This is a genomic window from Bacillus sp. SORGH_AS_0510 (genome assembly GCF_030818775.1).
Taxonomy (GTDB): Bacteria; Bacillota; Bacilli; order Bacillales; family Cytobacillaceae; genus Neobacillus.
The window spans coordinates 1,255,591-1,280,689 of record NZ_JAUTAU010000001.1 but is presented as its reverse complement, the minus strand read 5'-3'; the positions used below and the strand labels follow the sequence as shown (position 1 = coordinate 1,280,689).

General features: G+C 42.2%; 26 protein-coding genes and 1 tRNA gene. 1 reads left to right on the top strand and 26 read right to left on the bottom strand.

The genetic code is table 11. From position 1 onward, the window contains the following. Window positions 1-22 precede the first annotated feature (22 nt). The 8 genes from gpmI to QE429_RS06410 all read right to left on the bottom strand — a co-directional run bounded on the left by gpmI (window position 23) and on the right by QE429_RS06410 (window position 7,860). Window positions 23-1,555 carry a 2,3-bisphosphoglycerate-independent phosphoglycerate mutase gene (gpmI, locus tag QE429_RS06445; protein ID WP_307285385.1) on the bottom strand — a complete coding sequence of 511 codons (1,533 nt, stop codon included), beginning with the start codon at window positions 1,553-1,555 and terminating at the stop codon, window positions 23-25. Continuing rightward, window positions 1,548-2,309 carry a triose-phosphate isomerase gene (tpiA, locus tag QE429_RS06440; protein ID WP_307285382.1) on the bottom strand — a complete coding sequence of 254 codons (762 nt, stop codon included), beginning with the start codon at window positions 2,307-2,309 and terminating at the stop codon, window positions 1,548-1,550. Before tpiA ends, gpmI begins: the two co-directional genes overlap by 8 nt. Before the next feature lie 40 nt (window positions 2,310-2,349). Continuing rightward, window positions 2,350-3,534 (bottom strand): phosphoglycerate kinase, encoded by a 1,185-nt coding sequence (locus tag QE429_RS06435; protein ID WP_307285379.1) that lies wholly within the window; start codon window positions 3,532-3,534, stop codon window positions 2,350-2,352. Window positions 3,535-3,680: 146 nt separating this feature from the next. Continuing rightward, complete coding sequence (gene gap, locus QE429_RS06430) at window positions 3,681-4,688, bottom strand: type I glyceraldehyde-3-phosphate dehydrogenase (protein WP_307285376.1); 1,008 nt, start codon at window positions 4,686-4,688, stop codon at window positions 3,681-3,683. Window positions 4,689-4,736: 48 nt separating this feature from the next. Continuing rightward, window positions 4,737-5,759, bottom strand: coding sequence for a sugar-binding transcriptional regulator (locus QE429_RS06425; protein WP_307285373.1), 1,023 nt, complete (start codon window positions 5,757-5,759; stop codon window positions 4,737-4,739). A gap of 133 nt (window positions 5,760-5,892) precedes the next feature. Beyond that, complete coding sequence (locus QE429_RS06420; RefSeq protein WP_307285370.1) at window positions 5,893-6,156, bottom strand: glutaredoxin family protein; 264 nt, start codon at window positions 6,154-6,156, stop codon at window positions 5,893-5,895. 76 nt (window positions 6,157-6,232) lie between these two features. Beyond that, window positions 6,233-7,555, bottom strand: coding sequence for an RNA polymerase factor sigma-54 (rpoN, locus tag QE429_RS06415; RefSeq protein ID WP_307285367.1), 1,323 nt, complete (start codon window positions 7,553-7,555; stop codon window positions 6,233-6,235). A gap of 233 nt (window positions 7,556-7,788) precedes the next feature. Next, window positions 7,789-7,860: transfer RNA gene (locus QE429_RS06410), tRNA-Arg, on the bottom strand. A gap of 207 nt (window positions 7,861-8,067) precedes the next feature. Between QE429_RS06410 and clpP the strand changes: the two genes are divergently transcribed. Further along, window positions 8,068-8,673 carry an ATP-dependent Clp endopeptidase proteolytic subunit ClpP gene (clpP, locus tag QE429_RS06405; protein WP_307285364.1) on the top strand — a complete coding sequence of 202 codons (606 nt, stop codon included), beginning with the start codon at window positions 8,068-8,070 and terminating at the stop codon, window positions 8,671-8,673. Between the two features lie 97 nt (window positions 8,674-8,770). Here the strand turns inward: clpP and QE429_RS06400 are convergent, their stop codons facing one another. From QE429_RS06400 to QE429_RS06315, 18 genes are all read right to left on the bottom strand, one after another. After that, window positions 8,771-9,028 carry an HPr family phosphocarrier protein gene (locus QE429_RS06400; RefSeq protein ID WP_307285362.1) on the bottom strand — a complete coding sequence of 86 codons (258 nt, stop codon included), beginning with the start codon at window positions 9,026-9,028 and terminating at the stop codon, window positions 8,771-8,773. A gap of 56 nt (window positions 9,029-9,084) precedes the next feature. After that, entirely contained in the window at window positions 9,085-10,035 is a 951-nt protein-coding gene (gene whiA / locus QE429_RS06395) for a DNA-binding protein WhiA (RefSeq protein ID WP_307285359.1), read from the bottom strand. A 159-nt stretch (window positions 10,036-10,194) separates the two neighbouring features. Further along, entirely contained in the window at window positions 10,195-11,181 is a 987-nt protein-coding gene (locus tag QE429_RS06390) for a gluconeogenesis factor YvcK family protein (RefSeq protein WP_307285356.1), read from the bottom strand. After that, window positions 11,178-12,071 (bottom strand): RNase adapter RapZ, encoded by an 894-nt coding sequence (rapZ, locus tag QE429_RS06385; RefSeq protein ID WP_307285353.1) that lies wholly within the window; start codon window positions 12,069-12,071, stop codon window positions 11,178-11,180. Before rapZ ends, QE429_RS06390 begins: the two co-directional genes overlap by 4 nt. 68 nt (window positions 12,072-12,139) lie before the next feature. Then, a complete protein-coding gene (locus tag QE429_RS06380) occupies window positions 12,140-12,598 on the bottom strand; it encodes an NUDIX hydrolase (RefSeq protein WP_307285350.1) in 459 nt (152 codons plus the stop codon). A 370-nt stretch (window positions 12,599-12,968) separates the two neighbouring features. Further along, complete coding sequence (trxB, locus tag QE429_RS06375; RefSeq protein WP_307285347.1) at window positions 12,969-13,919, bottom strand: thioredoxin-disulfide reductase; 951 nt, start codon at window positions 13,917-13,919, stop codon at window positions 12,969-12,971. A gap of 93 nt (window positions 13,920-14,012) precedes the next feature. Next, window positions 14,013-15,503: a tetratricopeptide repeat protein gene (locus tag QE429_RS06370; protein WP_307285343.1), complete on the bottom strand. Its 1,491-nt coding sequence runs from the start codon at window positions 15,501-15,503 to the stop codon at window positions 14,013-14,015. A 262-nt stretch (window positions 15,504-15,765) separates the two neighbouring features. Beyond that, window positions 15,766-16,392 carry a bifunctional phosphoribosyl-AMP cyclohydrolase/phosphoribosyl-ATP diphosphatase HisIE gene (gene hisIE, locus QE429_RS06365; protein WP_307285342.1) on the bottom strand — a complete coding sequence of 209 codons (627 nt, stop codon included), beginning with the start codon at window positions 16,390-16,392 and terminating at the stop codon, window positions 15,766-15,768. Further along, window positions 16,389-17,150, bottom strand: coding sequence for an imidazole glycerol phosphate synthase subunit HisF (hisF, locus tag QE429_RS06360; protein WP_307290737.1), 762 nt, complete (start codon window positions 17,148-17,150; stop codon window positions 16,389-16,391). The genes hisIE and hisF overlap by 4 nt, the downstream gene beginning before the upstream one ends. Window positions 17,151-17,197: 47 nt before the next feature. Next, entirely contained in the window at window positions 17,198-17,923 is a 726-nt protein-coding gene (gene hisA / locus QE429_RS06355; RefSeq protein WP_307285340.1) for a 1-(5-phosphoribosyl)-5-[(5-phosphoribosylamino)methylideneamino]imidazole-4-carboxamide isomerase, read from the bottom strand. Further along, window positions 17,920-18,546 (bottom strand): imidazole glycerol phosphate synthase subunit HisH, encoded by a 627-nt coding sequence (gene hisH / locus QE429_RS06350; protein ID WP_307285338.1) that lies wholly within the window; start codon window positions 18,544-18,546, stop codon window positions 17,920-17,922. Before hisH ends, hisA begins: the two co-directional genes overlap by 4 nt. 90 nt (window positions 18,547-18,636) lie before the next feature. After that, on the bottom strand, window positions 18,637-19,224 hold the full coding sequence (hisB, locus tag QE429_RS06345; RefSeq protein WP_307285336.1) for an imidazoleglycerol-phosphate dehydratase HisB: 588 nt from the start codon (window positions 19,222-19,224) through the stop codon (window positions 18,637-18,639). Window positions 19,225-19,496: 272 nt separating this feature from the next. After that, on the bottom strand, window positions 19,497-20,774 hold the full coding sequence (hisD, locus tag QE429_RS06340) for a histidinol dehydrogenase (RefSeq protein ID WP_307285332.1): 1,278 nt from the start codon (window positions 20,772-20,774) through the stop codon (window positions 19,497-19,499). A 1-nt stretch (window position 20,775) separates the two neighbouring features. Further along, window positions 20,776-21,414, bottom strand: coding sequence for an ATP phosphoribosyltransferase (hisG, locus tag QE429_RS06335; protein ID WP_307285329.1), 639 nt, complete (start codon window positions 21,412-21,414; stop codon window positions 20,776-20,778). Continuing rightward, the gene (locus tag QE429_RS06330; RefSeq protein ID WP_307285326.1) at window positions 21,407-22,579 is read right to left on the bottom strand and encodes an ATP phosphoribosyltransferase regulatory subunit; all 1,173 of its coding nucleotides are present in this window, start codon (window positions 22,577-22,579) and stop codon (window positions 21,407-21,409) included. Before QE429_RS06330 ends, hisG begins: the two co-directional genes overlap by 8 nt. 397 nt (window positions 22,580-22,976) lie before the next feature. Next, window positions 22,977-23,510, bottom strand: coding sequence for an acyltransferase (locus QE429_RS06325; RefSeq protein ID WP_307285323.1), 534 nt, complete (start codon window positions 23,508-23,510; stop codon window positions 22,977-22,979). Between the two features lie 5 nt (window positions 23,511-23,515). Then, window positions 23,516-24,160, bottom strand: coding sequence for a pyrophosphatase PpaX (gene ppaX, locus QE429_RS06320; protein WP_307285320.1), 645 nt, complete (start codon window positions 24,158-24,160; stop codon window positions 23,516-23,518). Beyond that, window positions 24,153-25,097: a nucleoside recognition domain-containing protein gene (locus QE429_RS06315; RefSeq protein ID WP_307285317.1), complete on the bottom strand. Its 945-nt coding sequence runs from the start codon at window positions 25,095-25,097 to the stop codon at window positions 24,153-24,155. Before QE429_RS06315 ends, ppaX begins: the two co-directional genes overlap by 8 nt. Window positions 25,098-25,099: the final 2 nt, after the last annotated feature.

The window sequence follows — 25,099 nt, the reverse complement described above, 5'->3', positions numbered from 1 at the left end:
GTTCGAATAAAAACGAACAGGATTATTTTATTAATGAAGTTCCAGTCATTTCTGCTGGTTTTTCAACCTTTAATAAATCTAACATGGTTGGAGCTAAATCTCCAAGTATTCCACCGTCGCGTAACTCGGCACCTTGCTTTGTTACAATGACAGGAACAGGATTTGTTGTATGTGCAGTCATTGGTTCGCCTTCTAAAGTAACTACTTCGTCAGCATTCCCATGATCTGCAGTGATAATTGCTGTGCCGCCTTTTTCAAGGATCAGATCAACAATTTTTCCTAAGCATTCATCCACTGTTTCAATCGCTTTAACAGTCGGTTCAAGCATTCCTGAGTGTCCAACCATATCCGGGTTGGCAAAGTTCAAGAGAATCGCATCAAATTTATCGTTTTGGATTTCATTGAGCAATGCATCTGTTACTTCATAAGCACTCATTTCTGGCTTCAGGTCATAAGTAGCAACCTTTGGTGAGTTGATTAAGATCCGCTCTTCACCAGGAAATTTCTCTTCGCGTCCGCCGCTCATAAAGAACGTGACGTGAGGATATTTTTCAGTTTCCGCAATACGAAGTTGCTTTAGGTTATTTTGAGACAATACTTCACCTAACGTGTTGTCCAAGTTTGTAGGTTTAAAAGCTACATATCCATCTACACTTTCACTGAAGTGTGTTAAGCAAACAAAGAATAAATCCTTCGGATGCTTTGGACCACGGTCAAATGCACGGAAATCAACGTTGGTAAATGTATTAGAAATCTGGATCGCACGGTCAGGACGGAAGTTATAGAAAATAACCGCATCATTGTCCTGGATTGTAGCAACCGGCTGACCATCTTCCTTTGTAATCACAGATGGGATCACGAATTCATCAAAGATACCGTGTTCATAGGAATCCTTAACAACATCCATAGGGTTTGTGTAGGATGGGCCTTCACCATAAACCATAGAACGGTAGGATTTTTCCACACGCTCCCAACGCTTGTCGCGGTCCATAGAGTAGTAACGACCTGAGATTGTTGCGAACTCACCCACGCCATACTCCTTCATTTTATCCAAAGTTTGCTGAATATATTTTTCAGCTGTTTTTGGACCAACATCACGTCCATCAAGGAAAGCATGCACATATACCTTTTCCACGCCTTCTTCCTTTGCTAACTTCAGCAGAGCAAACATATGTTGAATATGGCTATGAACACCACCATCTGATAGTAAGCCAAATAAGTGTAGAGCCGTGCCATTCTTTTTCACGTGCTCCATCGCACCTGTGAACGTTTCATTTTTTTCAAATTCACCTTCACGGATAGCAATGTTTACACGTGTTAAGCTTTGGTACACGATACGTCCTGCACCGATATTCAAGTGTCCTACCTCAGAGTTCCCCATTTGTCCTTCTGGTAGGCCGACTGCCTCACCAGATGCCGTTAAATGAGAATGTGGATAGTTGCTCCAGAAGCGGTCAAAGTTAGGCTTTTTCGCGTGTGCAACCGCATTACCTTTTTGTTCTCCTCTGCATCCAAAACCATCAAGGATAATCAGAGCAACTGGAGATTTACTCATAACTGCCTGCCTCCAGTAACTGTAAAAATGATTGTGCTTCAAGGCTTGCTCCGCCTACTAATGCACCATCAATATCAGGCTGTGCCATGTATTCTTTAATATTTTCCGGCTTTACGCTGCCGCCGTACTGAATTCTAACAGCGTCCGCTACGTCTTGAGAGAATTGCTGTGCCACTACTTGACGGATATGCGCACAAACGTCGTTGGCATCCTTAGAAGTAGAAGATTTACCAGTTCCGATTGCCCAAATTGGTTCGTAAGCGATCACTGATTGCTTCACTTGCTCATCAGTCAAACCTGTTAATGCCTTAGCAACCTGGTCACCAACTAACTGGTTGGTTTCACCATTTTCACGCTGTTCTAACGTTTCTCCACAGCAAATGATTGGAGTTAGGTTATTTTTAAACGCTGCTAACGCTTTTTTGTTTACTGTTTCATCCGTTTCATTAAACATTTCACGACGTTCTGAATGTCCGATGATAACATAGTTCACTCCAAGATCAGCAAGTGCATTCGGGCTGATTTCTCCTGTGAACGCTCCACTTTCTTCAAAGTGCATATTTTGAGCACCAATTTTCACGTCGCTGCCTGAAGTGACTTCTACAAGGTTTTGTAAAAATAGAGCCGGTGCACAAATAACAGAATCAATTTTATTTGCAGCTGGTACAAGACCTTTTACTTCTTCTGCAAAACTCTTTGCTTCAGAAAGCGTCTTGTTCATCTTCCAGTTCCCTGCAATGATTGGCTTACGCATGTCGAGCACATCCTTTCATGGTTGTAAAAAAGAGCAATAATTATTTATCGTTTAGCGCTACAACTCCTGGTAATGCTTTACCTTCCATAAACTCAAGGGAAGCGCCGCCGCCTGTAGAAATATGACTCATTTTATCAGCTAAATCAAATTTCTCTACTGCTGCTGCTGAATCGCCGCCGCCGATAACGGAATATGTACCTTCTGCTTCAGCAAGTGCTTCTGCTACAGCTTTTGTACCGCCTGCAAATTTGTCAATTTCAAATACACCCATTGGTCCATTCCAGATGACAAGCTTAGATTTTTTGATCACATCAGCATAAATCTCTCTTGTCTTTGGTCCGATATCAAGAGCTTCCCAGTCAGCTGGAATCTCTTCAATTCCTACTACTTTTGAATTGGCATCTGCACCAAAGTCATCTGCTACTACAACATCAACCGGCATATAGAAATTAACGCCTTTTTCCTTCGCTTTTTCCATGAATGAGTTAGCTAGGTCAATCTTGTCTTCTTCAAGAAGAGATTTTCCAACTTCATGGCCTTGCGCCTTAACAAATGTATAAGCAAGTCCACCACCAATAATGAGGTTGTCGACTAATTCTAACAGATTTTCAATTACGCCGATCTTGTCCTTAACCTTAGCACCACCAATAATCGCGGTAAATGGACGTTCTGGGTTAGAAAGTGCTTTACCAAGTACGTCAAGTTCTTTTTCCATTAAGAAGCCTGATACCGCTGGCAGGTTATGAGCAATTCCTTCTGTTGAAGCATGAGCACGGTGTGCGGCACCAAAGGCATCGTTCACATAAACATCAGCAAGCTCCGCAAATGCTTTTGCCAATTCAGGATCATTCTTTTCTTCACCTGGGTAAAAGCGAACATTTTCTAGTAAAAGAACATCGCCTTCTGCCATAGTATCAATTAACGCTTTCACAGAATCACCATAAGCTTCATCTGCTTTTTTCACGTCTTTACCAAGAAGTTCTGAAAGTCTTACACCGACTGGAGTTAAGCGCATTTCTTCTACTACTTTGCCTTTTGGACGGCCGAAATGGCTTGCCAAAATCACTTTTGCTCCTTGGTCGATTAAATACTGAATCGTTGGCAATGCTGCACGAATACGTGTTTCATCCGTAATTTTCCCTTCCTGCATTGGAACGTTAAAATCAACTCGGCAAAAAACACGTTTACCTTTAACATCTACATCTTTTAATGTTTTTTTGTTCATGTAAAGGACCTCCTTTAATTTGGGCGCTTAGAATGCTTCAAATTTCATTAAAAAAGGAGGGGGAATCCTCCCCGCTCCCCTTTGGAATACCATTTAACATTATAATTTGTTTATGACTGGAATGCCAATCATAAACAAGTTAAAAATTAAAGTCCTTTAGCTGCGATGTAATCAACTAGGTCAACAACGCGGTTAGAGTACCCAACTTCGTTATCGTACCAAGATAATACTTTCACCATGTTTCCTTCAAGAACCATAGTTGATAATGCATCGATTGTAGAAGAAGCAGTGCTTCCGTTGTAGTCGCTAGAAACTAGTGGAAGATCGCTGTATTCTAAGATTCCTTTTAATGGACCTTCAGCAGCTGCTTTTAATGCATTGTTTACTTCTTCAGCTGTTACTTCTCTTTCTAATTCTGCAACTAAGTCAACTACAGATACGTTTGGAGTTGGTACACGCATTGCCATACCGTTTAACTTACCTTTTAATTCAGGAAGAACTAGAGAAACTGCCTTTGCAGCACCAGTTGATGTTGGGATCATGTTCTCAGCTGCTGCACGTGCACGACGGTAGTCTTTGTGTGGTAAGTCAAGGATTTGTTGGTCATTTGTGTATGAGTGAACAGTTGTCATCATACCGCGCTTGATGCCGAAAGTATCGTTTAATACTTTTGCAAATGGTGCTAAGCAGTTTGTAGTACAAGATGCGTTAGATAATACGTGGTGGTTAGCTGCATCGTACTTGTCTTCGTTTACACCCATAACGATTGTGATATCTTCGTTTGATGCTGGAGCAGAGATGATAACTTTCTTAGCGCCTGCTTCAAGGTGCTTCGCTGCATCTTCACGCTTTGTGAAACGTCCAGTAGATTCAACTACTACTTCAACACCAAGGTCTCCCCAGCCAAGTTGAGCAGGATCGCGCTCAGCGATAACTTTTACTTTGTGTCCGCCAACTACTAGGTATTCACCATCAACAGTTACATTTTCTTGAAGAGTTCCGTGAACTGTATCATATTTTAAAAGATGCGCAAGCATGTTTGCATCAGTTAAGTCATTGATTGCAACGATTTCTACATTGCTATTGTTTAATGCCGCACGGAATACGTTACGACCAATACGTCCAAATCCATTAATACCAACTTTTACTGCCATGTTAATTTCCTCCTTTTATATGGGAAAAGATATATTTTTTAAAAGGAATTATCCTTTCAACAACCGTTTTGCGACACCTTCATCAGTAATGAGAATTGTCGACGATGGTGCTTGTTTAAAATAGGCTTTAATAGCCTTTGCCTTAGAGGCTCCGCCTGCAACAGCAATCACATGTGGAATCTGTGCTAGGTCTTCCAGCTGAAGTCCAATGGTAAATACCTTATGGACAATCTCGCCTTCTTCGTTAAAATAATAACCAAAAGCTTCCCCGACTGCCTCCCCATCTTCAAGTCTTTTCTTAATATCCGGGTTGGTTTTACGCCGTTCAGCCATTGTGATAGCATCCCCAATTCCATGAAGAACCATGCTTGCTGACTTAATCAAATGTAAAACCTCATGAATATCGGGTTCTTTAATAAGGGATTCATAAATTTCCGAACTAACCTGATCGGGAACATAGAATACACGATGCTTTGAATCGGTATTTTTCGCCATATTCGAGCAAATGGTGTTTGCCTGATTATGGACATCTTCACCAACTCCGCCTCGAGCAGGGACAAATAGCAAATCCTTCTTGGAAAAATCAGGCGTTAATCTTTCTGCAACAGCAGCCATAGTTGAACCGCCAGTAACAGCGATGATATTTTTCCCGGTTAGAAGCTTTTTCATGCAAATCGCACTTGCTTTGCCAAGCTCGCCTTTGACCATGGGTGACTCATCACTATCGCCAGGGACGATGATTACCTTCTTGATCCCAAGCCGGTGCTTTAATTCCAATTCCATTACATCAATACCCTTTAGCTCACGCATCAAACCTTCTAAGTCTTCTAGTAAATTTTTCCCTTCAGATGTTAAACTCATTCCCACATTATTTGTAAAAATAAGGTTTTGATCTTTCAGAAAATCCACTTCACCACGAAGGACTCGTTCGGTTAAACCTAAGCTGACAGCTAAACTTCTTCTACCTACCGGCTGCATAAAACCTATGTATCGTAGGATAGAATAACGTTTCTGCAGGACTTGAAGAAGGTCGGGTACTAATTTTTTTTGGATATCGATAAATGACTGCATGATGTTCATGCTCCTTTATTCTATGTAGTTGGTCAAAAAATGTCCACCATAGACATATTGTGTCCCACCTACTCTAAAAAAAATCACCCCTACTACGCTTTTCATTGTAACAGGAGTGAAAACCTATTTCAACTTATAAAATCGCCTTTTTTTCATGTAAACGGTTACTAATGTCAAATTTGTTAACGAAGCCATATCCTGCCTCTTCTCCGTCAATGAAAACCACAGGAATCATCAATCCATAACGTTCCGTCAACTCATCACTTGTCTCAATATCAATTTCTTCGAGGGAAAAATCCCACTCTTCTTTTAACTCAAGGAGAGTATTTTTCGCTTTATCACACAACGGGCAGCTTTTTCTCGTATATAAGGTAATCATAGTAGTTTGTTGTTCCATCTCTGTATTCCTTTCCCTAATCAAGTCATTCAACCTGACATTAAGATAACAAGTTTTTTAATTGAAATCTACTAGATTACGTAAACCTCTTTCTTTTTGATGAGGATGGAATTCCTAATTGCTCGCGATACTTGGCAATCGTCCGTCTAGAGACAACTATTCCTTTATTTTCCTTCAAAAGTTCAACAATATCTTGGTCAGATAGCGGCTTTTCCTTATTCTCTTGTTCTACTAAATGACTAATTTCATTTTTCACATGTGTAGATGATGTACTCTCAGCACTTGCGACAGTCTGTATGGTACTCGTGAAAAATGATTTCAGGGGAAACGTCCCTAGCGGCGTTTGAATATATTTTTCACGAACGGCCCGGCTAACTGTCGATTCATGGATAGCAAGCTCCGAGGCAATTTCCTTCATGGTCATGGGCACTAAATACTGCATTCCTTTTTGGAAACATTCCGTTTGTTTCTCAACGATTTTTGTGATGACCTTAGTTAATGTTTCTCTTCGTTGTTCAATACTTTTTAATATCCATTGATAATCTTGTATCTTATCCTGCAAAAATTTGCTGACCTGTTGATCCTGGTCTTTGAATTTTTGATAGTAGGAATCATTGAAGCTAATTCTTGGAAGGGAGTCATCAAACATTCGCACTTCAAGTCCCGCAATGGTTCGTTCTACAATCGCATCTGGAATGATATAGGAGGATGTCTCTCCTCTTAATCTGGCTCCCGGCCTCGGATTGAGTAATTGAACCTGGTCGAATAGGTCTTGAATCTCCTTTAGTGAAACTTGAAGGTCTTTAGAAATTAGTTTCCATTTCTTTTCTGCAAAAGGGACAAAATAGTCCGCAATAATTGTATGTGCTATTTCGTTAGTAGGATTTTGATAATATAACTGCATCAGCAGGCATTCCTGCAGATTTCTTGCGCCAATCCCAGCTGGTTCTAATGTTTGAATCACAGCCAGACAATCTTCAACAAGTTCCTCTTCCACTTGGAGGTTTTGAGCAATTTCTTCAAAGTCACCGATAAAGTAACCGTTTTCATCGAGATGTAAAATGAGATGACGAATCACCTTAAGTTCTGCCGCTGATAAATGGGTTAGTTTAAGTTGAGAGAGTAAATGGTCTTCCAGTGAGAAAGGCTTTTCGGCAATTTGTTCGATCCAGTTCTTTTCCTCTTTCTGATGTTTCCGTCGGTTGCGATCCATTAGGGGATTCATCGGCTTGACCGTGCTATTTTCCAGTTTCATCAAGGGATTTTCGAGGACCTTATCTTCTAAAAAAGCCGTCAGCTCCTGTGCTGAATATTGTAATAAGGCAATCGCCTGAGATAATTCTTGTGTCATGGCCAACTTCAACGTTTGTTGCTGCCATAAACCCGCTTTCAAGTTCATACTAATCCCCCCATGTTTCCTATTTTACACGATAGAGGGATATTGGTGTATTGGAAATATAAGAAAGCGAGAGTGTATTTGGTGGTTTTGTGCAGATTTAAGTGGCTTTTGTGCTATTTTCATAGACTTTCGTGCCATTTTAAAAGCGTTTTGTGCAAATATCCATTTATCAGGAGAAAACTAGACAAAAAAATACCTCTGTTCTTAGTAAAAAGAACAGAGGTATTTACTGACGCCCTCGGCAGGAATCGAACCCACATCTCAAGAACCGGAATCTTACGTGCTATCCGTTGCACCACGAGGGCAAATATATTAACGACTTACATATTATATGTCATTGTACTGCAATTTGCAAGTATCGAATGGGTTTAAAAATATGTGAAGTGGGTATGATGAATTAGGGAAAGCTGTCGAACAAATTTAAGTCAAACCGTTTGACCTTTATTGACCATCCAGTGTATGATAACAATACATAATATTTTTTACCTTTCTATTCAAAAGGAGGAAGAAACATGAATTTAATCCCTACAGTTATTGAACAAACGAACCGTGGCGAAAGAGCATATGATATTTACTCTCGCCTGCTTAAAGACCGGATTATTATGCTTGGAAGCGCCATCGATGATCATGTCGCAAACAGCATTGTAGCTCAATTATTATTCCTAGAAGCTGAAAATCCTGAAAAGGATATCACTCTTTATATCAACAGCCCAGGCGGAAGCATTACTGCTGGTATGGCTATTTATGACACTATGCAATACATTAAAGCAGATGTATCCACTGTATGTATCGGAATGGCTGCGTCTATGGGTGCCTTCCTTCTTGCAGCAGGTGCGGATGGCAAACGTTTTGCTCTACCAAATGCGGAAGTGATGATTCACCAGCCACTTGGCGGCGCTCAAGGACAGGCAACTGAAATTGAAATCGCAGCGAAGCGTATCCTTTTCCTTCGTGAAAAATTAAATGGTATTTTAGCAGAACGTACTGGCCAGCCACTTGAAGTGATTCAACGTGATACAGAGCGTGATAACTTCATGACTGCTGAAAGAGCAAAAGAATACGGCCTAATCGACAGCATTATCACTCGAAAACCTACTGATTCTGCAGAAAAGAAATAATTACACTTAAGCAACCGGCGTTTTGCCGGTTGCTTTTTTATTTACAACAAAAAAAAGGGCTCTGACTCTGAATCGCAAGTCTGAACCCTTTTAAAGTTTATTGTTCTTTTTGGATAAAATCAGTTAAAGAGTGGATCGCCTTTTCTTCATCGTCGCCATCAGCAATAATGTTGATCACCACGCCAGAACCAACTGCTAGGCTCATTAACCCCATAATACTCTTCGCGTTAACCTTTTTACCGTCTTTCTCTAGAAAAATATCTGATGAAAAACGGTTTGCTTCCTGCACAAAAAGTGCAGCTGGTCTAGCTTGAAGACCCGTTTTTAATTTTACTTCTACTTCTTTTGCCAACATCGCGCATTTCCTCCTCGTATTCATTCTCTATGTTTATAAAACAATTTCAACCAGTGCTACTCTCTTGAAGCGATTTCTCCCATTCGCAGCTTCTCAGCTATTTCATCAATTTTCCTAAGGCGGTGATTGATGCCTGATTTACTGATGGTGCCGCCGGAAACCATTTCACCCAGCTCCTTCAGTGTTACATCCGTATATTGCATACGGAGTTCTGCGATTTCTCTAAGCTTATCTGGTAAAATCTGAAGTCCAACGGTTTGATTGATAAAACGGATATTTTCTACCTGCCTGATCGAGGCACCAATCGTTTTATTCAGATTGGCGGTTTCACAGTTCACAAGTCGGTTGACTGAATTCCGCATATCCCTAACAATCCTTACATCTTCAAAGCGCAATAAGGCATTATGAGCACCTATGATATTTAAAAACTCGGTAATTTTCTCCGCTTCTTTTAAATAAGTAATATAGCCTTTTTTACGCTCGAGAGTTTTACTGTTAAGACCAAATATATTCATCAATTCGCATAAAGAGTCGTTGTGCTCTTTATAAAGCGAAAAAATTTCCAAATGATATGAAGATGTTTCTGGGTTATTGACCGACCCGCCTGCTAGAAATGCTCCGCGTAGATAAGAACGCTTACAACACTTCTTCTTTATCAGGTCTGGCGAGATATCATGAATAATGGTAAATCCTTCCCCGAGAATTTTTAAATCCTCAAGAATTTCTTTGGCTTGTTCAGACAGACGCACAATATAGACATTGTTTTTTTTCAATCTCATTTTCTTTCGAACAAGTAATTCTACCTGAATTTGGTAACTCTTTTTCAATAAGGTATAAATCCTTCTAGCAATGGCAGCATTTTCGGTTTGAATATCAACAACTAACTTCCTATTTGAAAAGGAAAGGGAACCATTCATGCGGATCAAAGCCGATAGTTCAGATTGGATACAGCATGTTTTCACTTCCAGGTTAGTTAATTCTTTTTTCGTCTCCGAAGCGAAAGACATCCCCTCACCCCCTAAAACCTAGTAATGATTTTAAAAAAGCTCTGTTAAACTAGCCTGTTGATTTCCGCTTCAATCAACAGGGTGTATAAATCCACACTGTTCTTTTAACACAGCCTAAAAAATATATCTTAATCTTAAATTAAACTATTCACAAAGTATTTACGCTTCATAACGCTTTTTGGTTTCATCTAAAAGCAAATTATATAAAATTTTGGCTACTTTTTTGGGATCATGTCTTAAAGCTCCATTTTCCTGGTAGGCAATATCGGCATGCACGACCTCCAGACCCATCTCATACAGCTTTGACAGGTCATACTCGACAGGATTTGCCAACTCCTCATTATACCGAAGCTGTATGTCCTTTGGAATTTCCTCATTATTTACTAATATGGTATTGATAAAAGGGCAACTCATATGATCATAGATAGCTTTTACATGATCGCTGGCTGAATAACCATGGGTTTCTCCTGCCTGTGTCATCAAATTACAAATATACACCGTTTTCGCCTGGGAGCGGCACAATTCCTCCCCTAACCTCGGCACTAGCAAGTTCGGTAAAATACTGGTGTATAAGCTGCCAGGACCAATAATTATTAAATCGGCCTGACGAATTGCTTGAATCGTCTCTGGCAATGGACGGATATTTTTTTTGGGTGTTAAAAATACTCGCTTAATCTTCTTCCCTGAATAAGGAATTTTGGACTCACCTGAAACAATTGAACCATCTTCCATCTCTGCGTGCAAAACCACACTTTGGTTGGCCGCTGGCAACACCTTGCCACGCACATTCAAAATCTTACTCATTTCCTGAATGGCATGAACAAAGTTTCCAGTAATCGATGTCATCGCGGCCAATATTAAATTACCAAGTGAATGGCCGGAAAGTTCATTTGACGTCTTAAAACGATGTTGAAACATCTCCTCTACAAGCGGTTCCACATCTGATAATGATGCCAGCACATTGCGCACATCACCTGGAGGAGGAATATGCAGATCATCGCGTAAGCGACCTGAACTGCCCCCGTCATCCGCGACTGTCACTATGGCAGTAATATCCACAGGAAACTGTTTTAACCCTCGCAGTAAAACAGGTAATCCTGTTCCTCCGCCAACAACGACAATTCGAGGCTGTCCGTAATTACTCATGTTGTTTTATCCTTTCTCCTCTCAATGTCACGGTGGGAAACAATTGTCTTATAATCATTTTTGAAATAGTCACCAATGTATTCAGCCAAAGCAACTGAGCGATGCTGACCGCCCGTACAACCAATGGCAATCACCAGCTGTGCCTTTCCCTCTCTCTTATAATGCGGCAGCATGAAGGTGAGTAAATCAGTGACTTTCTCTAAGAATTTATGCGTTTCATTCCATTTTAAAACATAGCTAGACACTTCATCATCTAGCCCCGTTTTTGGTCTCATATGCTCGATATAATGCGGATTTGGTAAAAAGCGCACATCAAACACAAGATCAGCATCAATCGGAATCCCATGCTTAAATCCAAAAGACATGACATTGACAGTAAAGATTAGTTGTTTATTAGCTGTAAACTCAGTTAATATCTTTTCGCGTAATTCACGCGGTTTCATCTGAGAAGTGTTATAGATCAACTGTGCCCGGCCTTTTAGCTCCTCTAAAAGCTCTCTCTCAAGAGTAATCCCTTCAAGTGGAAGACCTGTTTGGGCAAGCGGATGTGACCGCCTTGTTTCCTTGTATCTGCGTACCAATGTTGAATCATCCGCATCTAAAAATAAAATCTGCGGCGTTACCCAGGAGGTTTCAGCTAAATCATCCAATGCTTTAAAGAGATGATCAAAGAATTCTCTTCCCCTTAAATCCATGACAAGGGCAACTTTATTCATTTTATTCCCTGATTCCTTCATAAGTTCAAGAAATTTAGGAAGCAACGTAGGAGGCAGATTGTCGACACAGAAGAACCCCAAATCTTCAAAGCTTTGAATGGCTACAGTTTTTCCAGCCCCAGACATTCCTGTAATAATGACCATTTGCGTTTCGCTTGTCGAACCAGTACTCATTTCCTATTCCCCCCAAAAATTTAACCTCTATTCATTACACACTATTGCTTGTCAATAATGCGTTTACATTAACTCGGATCTAAACGATAGCCAATTAATTGGAAATCTTTTGTATAAGTAAACGTACCGTAGATAATTCCTTTTCCATGTACCATATAATCTATGATATGATAGTCCCCTTCAGCCATAGGAAGATTCTTTACCTGGTCAAATGATTGCCAGGCTAACTTTCCTTCAGGTGATTCCTCTAGGTCCACTCCATCCGATTCTGTTGCACAAAAAGTAAACATCATCCATTCTGAAAGAAGCTGATCTCCTTCCTTCATAATCATTGTGAAGATGCCTTTAAGCTGTGGATTTTTCAAATAGATTCCCGTCTCTTCTCGGTATTCCCTGATACATGAATCACGAACCGACTCACCAGGCTCCATTTTTCCACCAGGTGCTACCCACCAGCCGCGGCTCGGTTTTTGCAGCAACAAAATTTTATCATCTTTTATTAATACACAATTGGTGACCCGCTGCATGTTTCCACCTCTTTATTCTAAGCACAAGCTCCTAGGTCATGCCTGTGCAAGTATGCTAAATATCCTAATATAACAATTTATTTATTCTTTTCATTATACTATTTTTAGGATACCGCCACAATGAATACAAATTTGATATTTCTGTTAATTATTTCTGATATACAACGTGGGAAACAACTATTTAAGGCAGGCATTATTTAGAGCACAAAAAAATTGCACAAGCTGCTGGGCTTGTGCAGGAAGGTATATATTTTTAAAGGGGGTCAATTACTATTTATCATACCCCATCTTTATTTCACTTCTGTTACAGAAGAGTTAAAACAGGATTACGTTTCTGTGAACGTTATGTTAACGTATAATTTTACTTATACTATTTTCTTGCCTTCATCTCTTCCTTCAATTCCTCAACAAAATGCTGTGCACTCTGCGCCGCAATACTACCATCACCTGTTGCCGTAACAATTTGGCGAAGCGTTTTTTCACGGATATCCCCGGCAGCAAATACACCTGGCACTTTTGTTTCCATGCGGTCATTTGTTTCGATATAGCCATTTTGATTTGTAATGCCTAGGCTCTCAAATGGTTTTGAAAGTGGAACCATCCCGACATAGATAAACACACCATCTGCTGGCAATTCTTGTTCTTCCCCAGTTTCAGTTGAAACAAGCGTCACGCTGCCAACCTTGCCGTCTTTACCATTGATTGTTTTAACCGTGTGATTCCAGATAAAATCGACCTTTTCATTTGCAAACGCACGGTCTTGAAGAATCTTTTGCGCACGAAGCTGATCGCGGCGGTGAACAATCGTTACTTTAGAAGCGAAACGAGTTAAATAGACGCCTTCCTCAACCGCAGAGTCTCCTCCACCAATAACGAACAATTCTTTTCCTTTGAAAAAGGCACCATCACAAACGGCACAATAAGATACGCCGCGTCCGCCAAGTTCTTTTTCACCAGGAACACCAAGCTTCTTATATTCAGCACCTGTTGAAATAATAACAGAGTGCGCCTTGTATTGCTTTGCACCCGCTGTTACGAGTTTGTAATCGCCGTGGTCAACGATTTCTTTAATATCACCATAAGCATATTCAGCACCGAATTTTTTCGCATGCTCGAACATTTTTGTTGATAAATCTGGGCCTAAAATACTCTCAAACCCTGGATAGTTTTCAACATCCTCGGTATTGGCCATTTGTCCGCCCGGCATCCCACGTTCAATCATAAGTGTGGAAAGATTGGCACGTGATGTATAAACAGCGGCGGTCATCCCAGCAGGACCAGCCCCCGCAATAATAACGTCATAAATTTTTTCCTCAGACATTAGTTGGTTTCCTCCTTAAATAAAAAAAACGATTAAGTATATATTTCCCTACTTAATCGTAATAAACAATGGGTTTATAGTCCATTTATCTGCTTAATTTAAAAAATCATTCACCATTTTAACATATTTACCAATTGTGGCGCTTGATAAGCCGTAGCGGTTCGCCACTTCCTGCTGGGAAATTTTTTCGCTGCGCAATTTATACCACAGATATTCTACCGCCCCAGCCCAGGCACGTTTATTTTTCAAGCTGACATTAGCCTTAGATAATTCCACAAATACAGAGAACCACATGAGATATAATCCTGACTCCATCGTCCCAATCGGTTGATGATTTTCATAAAAAATCTCTGCAACTTCCTGAGCGTCAGCTGTTGCCGATGGTTTTCCGGAGCGGATTAACGAGATGTATTCCTTCTCCAATGTCGTAAACTTTTGATTTTGAAAAAGCCGCTTGGAAGAAATAATTTCTTCTTTTTTACTTGATACAGTTGTAAGAAAGAGAGCGAATAATCTCTCCTCGACATAATCGCTTTCTAGCTTTTGAAAAATCGAACCTGACAAATCCTCGAAGCCATTTGCTGCTACTTTTTCTCCCCAAGGCTCTGAGCCTTCTTTATCAGGATTTAGTTCCAGCACCTTTTTCCATATGCTTTTGGCAAAATGATCATGACCATTATAATATGCCGAGTAAGAAAGCCAATAATAAAAGGGACCGTCCCCATCATAGCCATGCTTATAAAGCTTCTTTAACCACATATAGGCATGTTCATATTCACCCACGAGGGCGAACGTAGCCCCAAGCTTAAACTGGTGTTCGCTAAGCATCGGCTGAATCTTCTTTAAGGAATCAAGCAATTGGCCGGCATTTTTCAGTTGACCTTGATAATGAGCAAAGACAAGCCGGTTGCAAAGTGCATGTAAATTTCCAGGATTCCGCTCAAGCACATCGTCTAATATGCTTTCTGCCTTTTCTGTTTTTCCTAAGTAAAAATAAGCAAGTGCCAAATTATTATAAGCAGACCAATATTCCGGATATTCCTTCACGACATCCTTAAGCAGCTCAATCGCTTTCGGAAAGTATCCGGATTCTAACAAATCACGAGCCTGTTCTTGTTTGACAATCAAATCATCCTGCTCATACCAATCGTCCTCTAGATCCTCTGACTCTAAGGTTAGAAGTTCTAAGAGATCCTCTGTGTCCTCTGAAAAATCACCTTCTGGATCGAGTTGCAGGTAAAGCTGTGCGTGGTGATACGCATCTTTAAAAAATCCCAAGTGGGCATAATTATTCGCTAAAAAGTAGTGGCACTCCACCATGTCCGGATCGAGTTCTTCAAGGATGAGATGCAAGAGTCGGTTGGAATTTTCAAACTCGCCAAGTTCTGTTGACACAATTGCCAACTGGCATGTAATCATCGGTTCGCCCGGCTCAAGCTGAATCGCTCGCCCAAGATATTTTTTTGCTTTTATAAAATCACGTCGATGGTATGCCTTTAAACCCTTCGTGAAATAATATTCCCCCGTAGGAACAAATGAAAGTATTTTTCCCTTTTGCATTCTTGCTTTCACGTCTTTTACCATGAAGTCCTCCACATTCATCAATATAACTTACGTAGTATAACACATTTACGGCATGTTCGAGAAGGGAATGTGATTTAGTCGCTGTTGGAAAAGTTTTTTTCTACACATTTTTGAAGGATATCTACACGTTTTTTAAATTTATCTACACACTTCTTAAGTTTATCTACACACTTTTGGTAGATTTCTACATAAAATCAGGATTTTTCTACACAAATTTGTACTTTATCTACAAATTCCTCTCCACATAAAAAAACCAGTCCCTTTAGGACCGGTCCTTATGTCTTTCTTCTAATGTTCGTAACACTTCTTTAAATGGCAGACCTTGTTCAACCAATAAAACCTGCAGGTGATAGAGCAAATCTGCTGCTTCCCATTTCAGTTCTTCCCGGTCACGGTTTTTTGCCGCAATAATTACCTCTGACGCTTCTTCTCCGACCTTTTTCAAGATCTTATCGACGCCTTTTTCAAAAAGGTACGTAGTATAGGCACCTTCCGGACGCTCCTGCTCCCGTTGCACGATGACTTTTTCCAACCTCTGAAGAATGGCGTAATCGGCTAATCCTGTCTTCCGATCCGCCACCTCGTCTGTAAAGCAGCTAACGGCACCTGTATGACACGCCGGTCCCTTTGGATTCACCAACACAAGCAGAGCATCCTTGTCACAGTCATATTTCATGCTAACAACGGATTGCGTATTGCCGCTTGTCGCTCCCTTGTGCCATAGTTCCTGGCGAGAGCGGCTGAAAAACCAGGTTTCTCCCGTCTCAAGTGTTTTCCCTAGCGACTCCTTATTCATATAAGCTAACGTTAGAACTTCCATCGTTTCGGCATCTTGGATGATTGCAGGGACAAGTCCTTTTTCATCAAACCGGATCTCTTCTATATTCATCGGACGACAACTCCTTTTTCCCGCAAATAGCTCTTTACTTCATGCACCGACGTTTCTTTGTAGTGGAAAATCGACGCAGCTAGGGCCGCATCCGCTTTCCCACTAACATAAGCTTCTTCAAAGTGTTCGGCATTTCCTGCCCCACCAGATGCAATGACAGGAATGGTAACTGCCTCACTGACCGCTTTCGTTAATGATAAGTCAAATCCATTCTTTTCCCCGTCACTATCCATGCTGGTCAACAAAATCTCGCCTGCCCCACGTTCTGCCGCTTCTACTGCCCAATCAACAACCTTTTTCTCCGTAGGGGTCCGTCCCCCGTGTGTATATACACGCCACGTTCCGATTTCAGGGTCGTATTTAGCATCGATGGCAACAACAATACATTGCGAACCAAAGTATCCTGCACCTTCCCCAATTAGCTCCGGATGCATCACGGCTGCGGTATTCAACGATACCTTATCCGCTCCAGCTCGAAGAATTCTCTTCATGTCCTCTAATGAGTTAATCCCCCCGCCCACTGTAAAAGGAATGGCCAGTTCGGAAGCAACTGCCTTCACCACTTCGACCATGGTTTTTCTTCCCTCGACGGAGGCAGAAATGTCTAGAAATACAAGCTCATCGGCCCCCTGCTCATCGTAAAATCGTGCTAATTCTACCGGATCGCCTGCATCGCGCAGCTGCACGAATTGGACTCCTTTCACGACACGTCCTTCTTTCACATCAAGACAAGGAATAATTCGTTTTGTTAATGTCATCATTTTCACCATCCTTTTCCGTGCCTTGTGATGTTTCTTTGCTAAAATTAAGCTTTGGCTGTTCCTAATGCTTCCTCTAGTGTAAAACGATTTTCATAGAGGGCCTTTCCAACAATCGCCCCGCTGATGCCTTTTTCAGAAGCTAACGCCTTTAAATCCTCTAAACTGCTTACTCCACCGGATGCAATGACATTTTTTCCAGTTACTTCAGCCATCTGGCAAACCGCCTCAATATTGGGTCCAGAAAGTGTACCGTCGGTTGCAATGTCTGTAAAAATAAAGGTATCTGCCCCTGCATCCGCAAAGCGTTTGCCAAGATCTATTGCACGAAGCTCCGATGTATCCAGCCACCCATGTGTGGCGACATACCCATTTTTCGCATCGATGCCGATGGCAATTTTTCCACCGTACTTCTTAATCATGTCCATAGCGAATTCCGGGTTCGAAACGGCAATACTCCCGATGATCACCCGATCCACGCCATTATTGAGATAATGCAGGATATCTTCCTCTGAACGAATGCCACCGCCAATTTGGATTTTTACGTTCAGCTTTTGGGCGGCCTCAATGACAAAACGGTCATTGACACGCTTGCCGTCCTTTGCGCCGTCCAGGTCGACCATGTGAATCCACTCCGCCCCGTTAGCAGCGAAGCTTCTTGCCATATCAAACGGAGAGTCCCCGTAGATTGTTTCCTTATCATAATCGCCTTGAAGCAGCCGTACGCAATTTCCTCCTCGCATATCAATGGCTGGATAAATTATGAAACTCATCGAATTGCCTTCCTTTCCTCCACCATTTGTAAAAAATTATTTAGAAGGGCCATACCCAGCTTGCTGCTTTTTTCAGGATGAAATTGCATCCCCATAACATTGTCCTTGCCTACTACTGCTGACACCTGTTCGTGATACTCGGCTTTGGCGATCAACACTTCAGAATTTTTGGCATCTACGTAATAAGAATGAACGAAATACACATAATCCTCTTCCAGGTTTGTCGTGAGGGGAGAGTCTTTTACGAATTCAAGCTTGTTCCAGCCCATGTGAGGTACTTTATAAGATTCACCTTCTGCTGTTTGCCCTGGGAAGCGGCGAACACTGCCAGGTAACAATCCTAATCCTTGTGTTACCCCATTTTCTTCACTGCTTTCGAAAAGCAGCTGCATGCCCAGACAAATGCCGAGCACAGGCTTACCTGTTGCCGTATATTCCTTAATGGTGTTTACCGGAAGACGTTCCATGGCATCACGGAAGGAACCAACGCCAGGGATAAGCAGTCCATCTGCACTAAGCAATTCCTTGTGATCAGCCGAAATAAAATACTCGGCGCCTAGCCGTTCCAATGCCTTACTCACACTAAACAAATTCCCCATGCCATAATCAACAATCCCAATCATCCGTTCCCCTCCTTTCTAGGTGCTTTGCATTTTAATCATGTCCATCTCAGGCGGACACTGTCCACGAGTGGTGCCTGACACCACTGTTTTTTATAGCATCCCTTTTGTGGATGGAATGCCTTTGATGCGTGGGTCGATGGTGGTTGCTTCGTCTAGAGCTCGGCCTAGTGCTTTAAAGACTGCTTCAATCATGTGGTGGGTGTTTTTTCCATAGTGAACAATCACGTGGAGGTTCATTCTTGCCTCTAGGGCTAGTTTCCAAAGAAATTCATGGACAAGTTCCGTATCAAATGTTCCCACCTTCTGACCTGGAAACTCTGCGCGCATTTCAAGGTGCGGACGATTGCTGAGGTCAACAACTACTTGAGCTAACGCTTCGTCCATTGGAACGAAAGCATTTCCGTAGCGTTTGATGCCGCGTTTGTCGCCAAGGGCTTCTCGTAAAGCCTGCCCTAAGCAGATACCGATATCTTCTGTTGTGTGGTGATCGTCCACCTCTGTATCTCCGTTGGCATTTACAGTCAGATTGAATTGCCCGTGTTTGGTGAATAAATCAAGCATGTGACTGAGGAATGGGACACCTGTTTCCAAATTGGATTGTCCTTCCCCATCCACTGCTAATGATAGTTGGATTTTTGTCTCGTTCGTGTTCCGTCTAATATTCGCCACTCGTTCCATGAAGATGCCCTCCTGTAATTCTTGCTTCATTTTTTAAGATTCTTATGTACATTAATAGGGGTTCTGCTTTATGAAAGACAGTTATGCCTTATTAGTGATTAATTTTGTACTTCAAATGCCTGATGAAGGACATTTTCAACCCTCATTCAGGTCATTTTGTCCTTCATACGCCTGATAAAGGACAGTTTTACCTCTCCAACAGGTGATTTTGTCCTTCATACACCCGTTGAAGGACAGTTTCACCGTTTGAACAGGTCACTTTGTCCTTCATCCTATTTATTATCATTTTCCAATCGAATTTCCACGGCCCGGGCGTGTGCCTCTAGCCCTTCCATTCTTGCAAACTTCGCAATCTTCACTGCATTATCAGTTAATGCCTTCTTGCTATAGACAATCACGCTCGATTTCTTTTGAAAATCATCGACATTCAGCGGACTTGAGAAGCGCGCCGTTCCGTTTGTCGGTAGCACATGGTTTGGTCCGGCAAAATAATCACCCACCGGCTCTGAGCTATACCGCCCGATAAAAATTGCCCCTGCGTGACGAATTTTTCCAAGAAGCTCTATCGCATTTTCCGTCATAATCTCCAAATGCTCTGGCGCTAACTGGTTAACCGTCTCGACCGCTTCATCCAAATCAGCCGCTACATAAATCACACCATAATCCGCAATCGAACGGGCCGCTATTTCTTGACGCGGCAACACAACAAGCTGTTTCTCCACCTCTTGCGCTACCTCTTCCGCCAATCTCATAGACGGGGTAACCAACACACTGCAGGCACGTGGATCATGTTCTGCCTGTGATAACAAATCCGCCGCCACCTCATCGGCCCGGGCTGTTTCATCTGCTAAAATAGCAATTTCACTCGGACCGGCAATCATATCGATATCGACATCCCCGAAGACTTCGCGTTTAGCCAGCGCCACAAAAATATTCCCGGGGCCTGTAATTTTATCAACGGATGCAATCGACTCTGTTCCATAAGCAAGAGCAGCAATCGCTTGGGCACCGCCTACTTTATAAATTTCTTCAACGCCCGCTTCTTTCGCAGCAACCAACACCGCGGCTGGCAAATTCCCCTCGCTATCCGGCGGAGACACCATCACAATCCGCTTTACCCCAGCCACCTTCGCTGGAATCACGTTCATCAGCACCGATGACGGATAGGCTGCTGTGCCTCCTGGAACATACACACCCACGGAATCAAGCGGGGTTATTTTTTGACCAAGTATTGTTCCATTCTCCTCCGTCGTCATCCACGATGGACGAAGCTGCTTTTCATGGAAGGCACGAATATTTTCCGCCGCCTCCCGAACAATAGCGACAAAGTCTTCATCGACCTTTTGATAAGCCGCTTCCAATTCCCCTTCGGTGACAGAAAAAGAAGACAGGTTCACTCGATCGAATTTCTCCGTATACTCTCTTAGCGCTTCATCACCACGTGTACGAATCTCCTGAATAATCCCCTTAACGATGGCTACCTGCTCAGCGGTACCCGCTTCGATTGAGCGTTTAATCGAAACCTCGTCTGATACTTTTACTATTTTCATATCACATTCCCCCCTGCGAAACCACTACAGCCAACCGGCTCACTAGTTCATCAATCCGAGCGTCATGGATGCGGTAGCTGACAGGGTTCACAATTAACCTTGATGTCACATCACCGATTCGTTCATATTCCACCAACCCATTTTCCTTCAGGGTACGTCCTGTTGAAACGATATCCACAATTCGGTCGGATAAGCCAATGATTGGTGCAAGCTCGATCGAACCGTTTAACTTAATGATTTCGACCTGTTCCCCTTGCTCGCGGAAATAGGCTTCTGCTACATTCGGATATTTAGTCGCCACTCGTGGAGCGACATCATTCATTTTAGTGTTTGGAAGGCCGGCAACTGCCAAGTAGCAGTAGCTTATTTTTAAATCAAGGAGCTCATACACATCGCGCTCCTCTTCTAGCAAAACATCCTTTCCGGCGATTCCTACATCAGCCACGCCATGCTCCACATAGGTAGCCACATCCATTGGCTTGGCTAGTATGAAGCGTAACCCTTCCTCTTCCACATCTATAATTAGTTTTCGAGAATCATCAAACTCTGGTGGCAACTGATAATTTGCTTTCCGGAGCAATTCAACTGCCTCTTCAAAAATCCGCCCTTTTGGCATTGCAATTGTTAATATGTTACTCATCGCCGCGCCCTCCGATTAAATAGGTTGTCTCGGCAAACCTTTTTGTAAAAGCATCTAAATTATTCACACCGGATATATCTTGCAGGACTGCCTTTTTCCCCTGCTCGTGCATCTCACTCGCTAATTGAAAGGCTTCCTTGCGACGTTCCTGGCTGAAAAAGATACAGTGAGTGCTGTTTTCCAGTTGACCGCCTCCAAGTGCTTCAAGCAACATATCCACCCGGACAGCAAATCCAGTGGCACTCGCCTGTTTCCCAAACTTCTCTATTAAACTATAGCGTCCACCATTTCCAATCGGAAAACCTACATTCCCGGCATACGCCTCGAATAATATGCCGGAATAATAACTCATATGGCTGACGATGGTAAAATCAAACTTCACATAATCCTCGACACCGTAGTCCTTAATGACATCCCAAAGCTCTTTCAACTCGACAATCGCTTCTTTTCCCTTGTAGTTTTCAATGATATCCAAGGCCTGGCCGATGACTTCTTCTCCGCCTCTTAATTGTAAAAGCTTTAAGAGACGCTGCTTATCAATCGACGAAAGCTGTAAAGAGTTTACATGCTCGCGATAGCCTACATAATTTTTCTCAAACAAAAACTTACGTAAGGCATTGGCACGTCCATTGGTTCCAAGAATTTGGACAAACAATTCCTGGGCAAAACCAACATGCCCAACGGATACTTGAAATTGTGGCAGCCCCGCTTTTTTCAAGGAAGAAATCAGTAAGGCAATGACCTCGCCATCACAAGAAACCGTGTCCTCATTCAAACATTCCACACCGATTTGTTCGAATTCTGCCGGCCTCCCACCTTCACGCTGCTGGGCGCGAAATACATTTGCTGAATAGGCCAGTCTTACTGGCAGGTCTTCTTCTAACAGTTTGGATGCTGCCACCCGAGCGATGGGTGCAGTCATATCTGGACGTAGGACTAACGTATGCCCTTCTTTATCAAGTAATTTAAATAACTGCTGGTCAGCGATTGCAGACGCTGCTCCAACTGTTTCATAGTATTCAAGCGTAGGTGTTTCAATAAATTGATAGCCCCAAAGTTTCATCGTTTCTGCCATGTATGTGCGTACACGATCTTTTTTTTCATAAAGCTCCGGCAGGGTATCCCGCATCCCCAAGGGCTTTTCAAACATAAACAAGCGACTCATCTGGCTCACCCTTTATTTGTAAAAATTGCATTTGCTTTAGTCTGCTAATATGCTAACGAATTAAAGTTATTAGTAGTTTACCTCTAGTGACACAGTACGTCAATGAAAAAGTGTTATTCTTGTTGGAAAATAGGCATAGTTTTGATTATTTTACCCTAGTTTTTGGATTCATCCATCGGAATGCAATTTTTGTTCTTGAGGTCATTTGGTACGATTCCGCAACTTTTTTGATTTTTTCCGCCGACTTTTAACAGAATTCCGCCAACTATTCTATTTATTCCGCCAACTTTTGGCGTAATTCCGCCACTTTTCTCATTTATTCCGCCAAACCCCAAACTCCAGCTGCATTTTTCCCAAAAAAAAAAGCCCAGTCGTTAAACTAGGCTTCCTTCAATGTTTATTTTTGAACACCGTAGATTGGGTCGTCTGCCCAGCGTTCGGCGAGCTCTTCCTTTGAATAGATTACCCGCATCGGATTGCCACCGACAAATGCACCTGCAGGAACATCCTTGTGCACAAGCGTTCCTGCCGATACAATCGCTCCGTCACCAATCGTTATCCCCGGTAGAATCGTAGAGTTGGCCCCAATCATAACCTCACTGCCAATCGAAACGGGCCCGAGGCGGTATTCTTTAATTAAATACTCGTGGGCCAGAATGGTTGTATTGTATCCGATCACCGTGTTACGGCCAACGCTGATTTTTTCTGGGAACATGACATCAAGCATCACCATCAATGCAAAACTGGTTTGCTCGCCCACCTTAAGTCCAAGGAAGGTGCGATAAAGCCAATTTTTCATTCCCAAAAATGGCGTATAACGCGCCAGCTGAATGACAATAAAATTTCTGACAACCTTCCAAAATGGCACCGTCTTATAGACATGCCACAAGGAGTTCGCACCTTCAACAGGGTAGCGGGTCGTGTTCCTCATGTTTCTCACTCTCCGAGAATAGTTAATAAATCCTTCATGTTCTCTAGCATATAATCTGGTTCGTACTTAGCTACATATTCTCTGCCTTTAATCGACCAGGCCACGCCAGCAGTTGCCGTACCTGCATTTTTTCCGGCCAAAATATCATGGAAGTTATCTCCTACCATGATCGACTCTTCAGGTGTCGATCCTAGCTGTTCAAGAGCCTTAAAAATCGGTTCTGGGTCTGGCTTCACTTTTTCCACATGATCATACGCCACAATCACTTCGAAATAGTCTTCGAGATTCATCAAGCGTAAGCCTTTTAGGGTAACATCATGACGTTTTGTTGTGACGATACCCATCTTATAGCCGCGCTCCTTCAATGTCTGCACCGTCTCTAGTACACCTTCAAATTCTTTCACTAATTCGTCATGGTTGGCAATGTTAAAGGCTCTATATTCTGAAACCATTTCCTCTACGCGGTCAGGGTCCATATTGCCAAACACTTCATGCAGCGTTGGTCCGAGGAAGGGCAAAACATCTTCTCTTTGATATTTGCTTGGAAAGTATTTTTCCAACGTATGCAAATAGGTCGTAATAATTAATTCATTTGTATCAATCAATGTCCCATCTAAATCAAATAGAACGGTTGTAATTTTGTTAGTCATAAGTTGCTTCCTTTCTTTTTACTAGGCCCGAACGTGTCCATATGGTACCTACGATTAAGGTGAGTACAACGGCTACCCCAAGCCGGATCAAAAATAATGGCCAGACAGGGATGCCAAGCGGCACAAAGATGAGTGTATCTTCCACCACTGCATGGCAGGCCATTAGAAAAATAAATGCCAGTGTAATATCCTTCTTGCTGACGCCGTCTTCTTTTACCGCCTGAATCATCACGCCTGCCCCATATGCTAAACCGAATAATAATCCGGCAGCCATTGTCGTTGACGTATTTTCTTTCATACCAAGTGTTTTTGTCACTGGTGCCATTGTTTTTGAAAAACGATGTAACCACTGTAAATCCTTTAAAATTTGGATGACGACCATAAGCGGAATTACAATCATCGCTAACTGTAAAATACCCAGCCCTGCTTTTTGCATAGCCACCATGAGGATGTCAAAAACTCCATCCGCATGGACAGTACTTTGCTCAATGAAACCGTACTGCGCTTTTTCTCCGCCCCCATGCCATACAAGGTTAATCACAACCGCAGAAAGAAGTGCAAGTCCTGGTCTTGTCACGAGCACGACCCACAACTTTACACCTGCCTTCATCGCCACACTGGATTCGATGAACAAGTTATGCGAAAACGATAGCATGACCGCAAGGATAAATACTTCTTTGACTGAAAAATCTAATGTTAGTATGGCACCAATTGCCGCATATAGATTCAGGAAATTCCCCAGTACAAGCGGTATTGCAGCATCCCCTGACAAACCGATCAACTTCATGAGCGGGGAAATTAATTTGATAATCCAAGGCAGTACAGGTGTATACTGCAGGACGGCCACAATCAAGGTAACCGGGAAAATAATTTTCCCCAAGGTCCATGTTGTTTTTAAACCAACGAGCAGCCCTTTTTTTATTGAACTTACTAACATTT

What these genes read in the sequence shown, in the direction of transcription:
- QE429_RS06425 (WP_307285373.1), bottom strand. Translation starts at nt 5,759, where the DNA reads ATGCAGTCATTTATCGATATCCAAAAAAAATTAGTACCCGACCTTCTT.
- QE429_RS06330 (WP_307285326.1), bottom strand. Translation starts at nt 22,579, where the DNA reads ATGAGTCGCTTGTTTATGTTTGAAAAGCCCTTGGGGATGCGGGATACC.
- QE429_RS06390 (WP_307285356.1), bottom strand. Translation starts at nt 11,181, where the DNA reads ATGAGTAATTACGGACAGCCTCGAATTGTCGTTGTTGGCGGAGGAACA.
- gpmI (WP_307285385.1), bottom strand. Translation starts at nt 1,555, where the DNA reads ATGAGTAAATCTCCAGTTGCTCTGATTATCCTTGATGGTTTTGGATGC.
- gap (WP_307285376.1), bottom strand. Translation starts at nt 4,688, where the DNA reads ATGGCAGTAAAAGTTGGTATTAATGGATTTGGACGTATTGGTCGTAAC.
- hisG (WP_307285329.1), bottom strand. Translation starts at nt 21,414, where the DNA reads ATGAGTAACATATTAACAATTGCAATGCCAAAAGGGCGGATTTTTGAA.
- QE429_RS06400 (WP_307285362.1), bottom strand. Translation starts at nt 9,028, where the DNA reads ATGTTGGCAAAAGAAGTAGAAGTAAAATTAAAAACGGGTCTTCAAGCT.
- QE429_RS06315 (WP_307285317.1), bottom strand. Translation starts at nt 25,097, where the DNA reads ATGTTAGTAAGTTCAATAAAAAAAGGGCTGCTCGTTGGTTTAAAAACA.
- whiA (WP_307285359.1), bottom strand. Translation starts at nt 10,035, where the DNA reads ATGTCTTTCGCTTCGGAGACGAAAAAAGAATTAACTAACCTGGAAGTG.
- hisD (WP_307285332.1), bottom strand. Translation starts at nt 20,774, where the DNA reads ATGAAAATAGTAAAAGTATCAGACGAGGTTTCGATTAAACGCTCAATC.
- QE429_RS06325 (WP_307285323.1), bottom strand. Translation starts at nt 23,510, where the DNA reads ATGAGGAACACGACCCGCTACCCTGTTGAAGGTGCGAACTCCTTGTGG.
- hisA (WP_307285340.1), bottom strand. Translation starts at nt 17,923, where the DNA reads ATGAGTTTCATAATTTATCCAGCCATTGATATGCGAGGAGGAAATTGC.
- QE429_RS06420 (WP_307285370.1), bottom strand. Translation starts at nt 6,156, where the DNA reads ATGGAACAACAAACTACTATGATTACCTTATATACGAGAAAAAGCTGC.
- hisF (WP_307290737.1), bottom strand. Translation starts at nt 17,150, where the DNA reads ATGACATTAACAAAACGAATTATTCCTTGTCTTGATGTGAAAGAAGGA.
- trxB (WP_307285347.1), bottom strand. Translation starts at nt 13,919, where the DNA reads ATGTCTGAGGAAAAAATTTATGACGTTATTATTGCGGGGGCTGGTCCT.
- tpiA (WP_307285382.1), bottom strand. Translation starts at nt 2,309, where the DNA reads ATGCGTAAGCCAATCATTGCAGGGAACTGGAAGATGAACAAGACGCTT.
- hisIE (WP_307285342.1), bottom strand. Translation starts at nt 16,392, where the DNA reads ATGAATATAGAAGAGATCCGGTTTGATGAAAAAGGACTTGTCCCTGCA.
- clpP (WP_307285364.1), top strand. Translation starts at nt 8,068, where the DNA reads ATGAATTTAATCCCTACAGTTATTGAACAAACGAACCGTGGCGAAAGA.
- QE429_RS06435 (WP_307285379.1), bottom strand. Translation starts at nt 3,534, where the DNA reads ATGAACAAAAAAACATTAAAAGATGTAGATGTTAAAGGTAAACGTGTT.
- rapZ (WP_307285353.1), bottom strand. Translation starts at nt 12,071, where the DNA reads ATGAGTACTGGTTCGACAAGCGAAACGCAAATGGTCATTATTACAGGA.
- hisB (WP_307285336.1), bottom strand. Translation starts at nt 19,224, where the DNA reads ATGGAACGAGTGGCGAATATTAGACGGAACACGAACGAGACAAAAATC.
- hisH (WP_307285338.1), bottom strand. Translation starts at nt 18,546, where the DNA reads ATGATTGGGATTGTTGATTATGGCATGGGGAATTTGTTTAGTGTGAGT.
- rpoN (WP_307285367.1), bottom strand. Translation starts at nt 7,555, where the DNA reads ATGAACTTGAAAGCGGGTTTATGGCAGCAACAAACGTTGAAGTTGGCC.
- QE429_RS06370 (WP_307285343.1), bottom strand. Translation starts at nt 15,503, where the DNA reads ATGGTAAAAGACGTGAAAGCAAGAATGCAAAAGGGAAAAATACTTTCA.
- QE429_RS06380 (WP_307285350.1), bottom strand. Translation starts at nt 12,598, where the DNA reads ATGCAGCGGGTCACCAATTGTGTATTAATAAAAGATGATAAAATTTTG.
- ppaX (WP_307285320.1), bottom strand. Translation starts at nt 24,160, where the DNA reads ATGACTAACAAAATTACAACCGTTCTATTTGATTTAGATGGGACATTG.